This is a genomic window from Pseudoalteromonas sp. C12FD-1, from assembly GCF_037414265.1.
Classification (GTDB): domain Bacteria; phylum Pseudomonadota; class Gammaproteobacteria; order Enterobacterales; family Alteromonadaceae; genus Pseudoalteromonas.
Genome location: NZ_JBBEVD010000023.1, coordinates 1 through 3992 on the forward strand (window position 1 = coordinate 1; position 3992 = coordinate 3992).

Sequence of the window (3992 nt, forward strand, 5' to 3'; positions counted from 1 at the left end):
ATATTAGGTGATCTTTTGATTCTACGAATCCTGATACCTGATTCGTAGAATCCTATTATTAAAGGGTCTTCTAGATCACCTGATCGACTACCTGATATTTAATAAAAATGATTAAACAAAAGATCACTCATATATATATCTTTATTGTCGGATCTTTTGTTGTGATTATGACAGCCATCATTCAATGAAAATAAGCAATTAATTACTGTCTTAAACTGGTGGGTTTTTGTTCACTGTATAAATTTAAAATAGTCTGAATTATAACTTCTGCTGCAATCCATCTTTATACACTGCCACAAACTTTTTTAGTTGAATGACAGTGTTTGTCAGTTTTGTATTCGGACTAATTAAACTCTGTCTTTAACACAAGAAGATATACTTGTTGCTGTCTCTTGCATCTTTAACTCTGGCTTTGAAAGACTACCATCTTTTTCTTTGTAAACCGGGCTCCAGCCCATTGAACTAAAGTACTGTTGTAACGAGCTAAATCTGATATTTAAATTATTATCTTTTGCTTTGATGTTCATTGTCGTTTTCAAAGGGATTTGGCTGAAAGCAAGAACATAACTACTCTCAAAGGCAACAGAAAGCCTACCTGAATCTTTGTCCTGGTAATCGAAGAATTGGCCGCTAGTGGCTGGTGCTGAAATGTTTTCTAATGTGCAATCGACAGCAGCAAAGTAAATATCATTTTTACTTGCTGAAATGTTGTAATCAAAAGGCTGCATTTTAACTGGTTCGTTAGTAACAGTTGAACAGCCTGTGGTAATGACTAATGCAGCAGACAAGGCGATAAGCTTTGTTTTCATCTTAATATCCCTATTGTTTGTTTTAAATAATAGTAATGTAATCCATTACTTAGAAAGACAATAATACTATTAAAAGCTACTGCATACAATCAATCAAAGGATTTCACACTGGAAATTACAAACCCAACCAACATTGCATTATGTAACCCCCTCTGGTAAAGTTGTTGCAGCTTAATTATTCCAGGTATGTTAACCATGAAAAAGTATGTAGTGTTCTACCGTGTATCTACCAAGAAGCAAGGCGAAAGTGGTTTAGGTTTAGAAGCCCAGGAACGCGATATAAGCATCTTTCTTGATACATACTCAGAACAGCCTTACAAAGTAATAAGTAAGCACACAAGCGTTCACAGTGGCTCAGATATTGAGAATTGCCCATACTTCCAAGAAGCCTTAGAAGCCTGTAAAAATACAGGTGCAACACTCCTAGTTGCAAAGGTTGACCGCTTATCAAGAAAGGTAAGTGTGTTTTCAAGAATCATTGAAGAAGTGAATATAAAAGTAGCTATGATGCCTAACGCTGATAAGTTTCAATTACACATTTATGCAGCCCTGGCAGAGCAGGAAAGAGACTTTATAAGTAAGCGTACCAAAGCCGCACTGGCAGAAGCAAAGGCCCGTGGTGTTAAGCTGGGGGGCGTTAGACCAGGGCATGATAAAGCCATAGCTGCCAGGAAAGAAGCAGCAAGCAACAGAGCTGAAAAGTTACGCCCTTTGGTATTGGAACTCTTAAAGACAAATCCATCTTACAGCTCATTAGCAAAGCGTTTAACAGAACTTAAAGCAAATGGTAAGAAGTGGCAAACAACACAGGCCAAGCGATTAATTGAAAGGTTAGAATTAAACCTGTAAAAAATATAGGGGTATACCCTTTCCAGAAGACGGCATACCCTCTCAAACACTCGATTGTAATTTTTGAAATTTAGTAGATCATCAATTGATTTTTACTCTTTTTATATTGATAGAGTGCTTGAAAGTTAGCATCCACCAACACCAAAAAGTTATCCACAGAGAAGGGGCAAATATGCCCCCTTGCGTTAAGGGTGTAACCATATTACCTTGTTCTAAGAAGCTGGAATGACACTACATCTAGTATTGTTTTTGAAAGTGGAAGGGCAGCACCATACACCAATATGGTGCTAAAAAGTCACTTGCTAAGAGTTCAGCTAAGCGCTTAGATTTGCAAACTGAGACTAACTTATTATGAATTCATCAGCAAGGTATGTTCACAACTTTATGGAGGAATGAAAGTTGAAAATAAACTTTTCCTTAGAGGTTTCACTATACGAAACAATTAGGCTTTTACAGCTAATCATCTCTGCACTTGCTATGTTATCAATATAGTTTCAAGGGGCTATTAGCCCCTATATTTTTTTTACTTGCTTAGCTTTTATCTTCGCCATAAGGGAACTAATTTCATTATTAGGTTTAATCGGTGCTGGTGGCTCTACTGCATCAGATGGTGCTGGTTTATGTTCAAGTCTGTTATTTAAGTTTTTAATCTCTTCTCTCAACTTCTGCATCTCTTCACGCATTAAAGAGTTTTCATTTTTAAGCTCAGTAAGTACATCAAGGACAGTGTTACCACTCGTTACATTTTCTTTGGTACGTAACGGAACAGGTGTTACATTTTCTTTTAAATTTCCATAAACCCTATAAAGCTCAGACGTGTCAACTGCAGTCTTCCCATCGCTAAACTTACTTAGAGAAACCTTGCCAGCCTTGGCGTGTGCGTATATAGTCTTCCTTGCTTTACCCACAAGTTTACTTGCTTGTGTAATAGTAACTAACATGTGTTACACCCAACTCTCAATTTGGTAACAGAGTAACAAAAAACCGTTACCTTTGCTGTAAATCCAATTCTTGTTGAACTTCTTTTTTATCTGAAAAAGTAAAGTATAGAGCTGTAATTTTACGACCTGTTTTTAAAGTCGTCACTTCAATATCTAACTTCTTTCCCAGCTCCTTTAGTGCGGGTTTGATAACCCACTTATTCAGGTCTTTATATTGTTCGTATTTATCTGAAATCCCTAAAGCAGCTTTAAAATCTTCAAGGCTAATCTTCCTTATGTTCGTATCATTAAACCGCATAATTAACTCATACAGCCTTATAGAATGACTGCTTTGAAGATCTGCTATATCCCTTAACTTGTAGCTGGTGAACCTACTCCGTAGTTGTGAAATGTATTTTAGTACGTCATCACTCCAAACTAGTGTTACTTTCCCCTGGCCTTTAAGTTTTTTTACTTTCTTTTGAACCCAATACAGCTCAACCTCTTCGTTATTGTCTACCAATGTGATACTAGATTTAAATAGAGCATCAGCAGCCTTGTAAAGCTCTCTATGGGCGTTGTGTTCAATACCCATGAGTTCACTAAACTCAAGAGCTGTAATGCTTATTTCTTTCGGTATAGCCTTTCTTGAATCAACTTTAGACAAACAAGCCAACACTAGCTTTTGAGCTTGAACATTGAGTTTGTAAGATGCATCTATCAAGTTATTAGATTTGGTAACAGAGTAATTATTCATCTTGAAAGGGAGTTATATTGATTTACTCCACCATAGCAATAGGTGGAAAGTGATTCAACAACTCCTTGCCAAATCAAAATCTCCCCTGTGAATTAAGCTGTAAATCTCTCCCCCTTAAAAGCTGTAAATCTCTCCCCCTTAAGGTTGTTTAAGCTGTAAATCTCTCCCCCTTACCCCTTTTACAAGCCTTTAATCTAAAGGGTTACAAAGCAGCCTTACAAACAAGAGATCTACAAACAAGAGATCTACAAAGGAAAATGCCTGTGAATAAGTAAAATACATAAAATAGAGTTAGCTAATTAAAAAAATACAAATCAAGCTATAAGAGCATGACAAAAACACCCTTAGAGCGGCCTGCAATTGAACCTGGCGGACTTAAAGGTTGACAGCCAGTGGTTGCATTGGTTTTTTGTTTTAAGCTCTTAAAATCGATTTCAGGGGCTTTCCGTTGTGTTTGGCAATATGTTATACACCCGATAATGATCGTACTGAGAAAGACGAGTAAAACGAGGATAGTAAGTGCGATCATTTAAAGGCTTTAAGTAGTTAATACATTCGAAGAATGATGGCAACAAAAGATCACTCAATATATATATAATATTAGGTGATCTTTTGATTCTACGAATCCTGATACCTGATTCGTAGAATCCTATTATT

Annotated in this window: 4 protein-coding genes; 1 reads left to right on the forward strand and 3 read right to left on the reverse strand. The window is 36.5% G+C overall.

What is annotated here, in order from left to right; genetic code table 11:
• Positions 1 to 347: 347 nt before the first annotated feature.
• Positions 348 to 809: a hypothetical protein gene (locus WDB87_RS00110; protein ID WP_337848646.1), complete on the reverse strand. Its 462-nt coding sequence runs from the start codon at positions 807 to 809 to the stop codon at positions 348 to 350.
• 195 nt (positions 810 to 1004) lie between these two features.
• Between WDB87_RS00110 and WDB87_RS00115 the strand changes: the two genes are divergently transcribed.
• Positions 1005 to 1658 carry a recombinase family protein gene (locus tag WDB87_RS00115; protein WP_337848647.1) on the forward strand — a complete coding sequence of 218 codons (654 nt, stop codon included), beginning with the start codon at positions 1005 to 1007 and terminating at the stop codon, positions 1656 to 1658.
• Between the two features lie 512 nt (positions 1659 to 2170).
• On the opposite strand, the gene WDB87_RS00120 is transcribed toward WDB87_RS00115, so the two are convergent.
• Both WDB87_RS00120 and WDB87_RS00125 read right to left on the reverse strand, forming a co-directional pair.
• The gene (locus tag WDB87_RS00120) at positions 2171 to 2599 is read right to left on the reverse strand and encodes a hypothetical protein (protein WP_337848648.1); all 429 of its coding nucleotides are present in this window, start codon (positions 2597 to 2599) and stop codon (positions 2171 to 2173) included.
• Between the two features lie 46 nt (positions 2600 to 2645).
• Positions 2646 to 3335, reverse strand: a complete 690-nt coding sequence (locus WDB87_RS00125; RefSeq protein ID WP_337848649.1) for a replication initiation protein — start codon at positions 3333 to 3335, stop codon at positions 2646 to 2648.
• Positions 3336 to 3992: the final 657 nt, after the last annotated feature.

Coding starts and splice junctions, on each gene's coding strand:
- WDB87_RS00110 (WP_337848646.1), bottom strand. CDS start 809: ATGAAAACAAAGCTTATCGCCTTGTCTGCTGCATTAGTCATTACCACA.
- WDB87_RS00115 (WP_337848647.1), top strand. CDS start 1,005: ATGAAAAAGTATGTAGTGTTCTACCGTGTATCTACCAAGAAGCAAGGC.
- WDB87_RS00120 (WP_337848648.1), bottom strand. CDS start 2,599: ATGTTAGTTACTATTACACAAGCAAGTAAACTTGTGGGTAAAGCAAGG.
- WDB87_RS00125 (WP_337848649.1), bottom strand. CDS start 3,335: ATGAATAATTACTCTGTTACCAAATCTAATAACTTGATAGATGCATCT.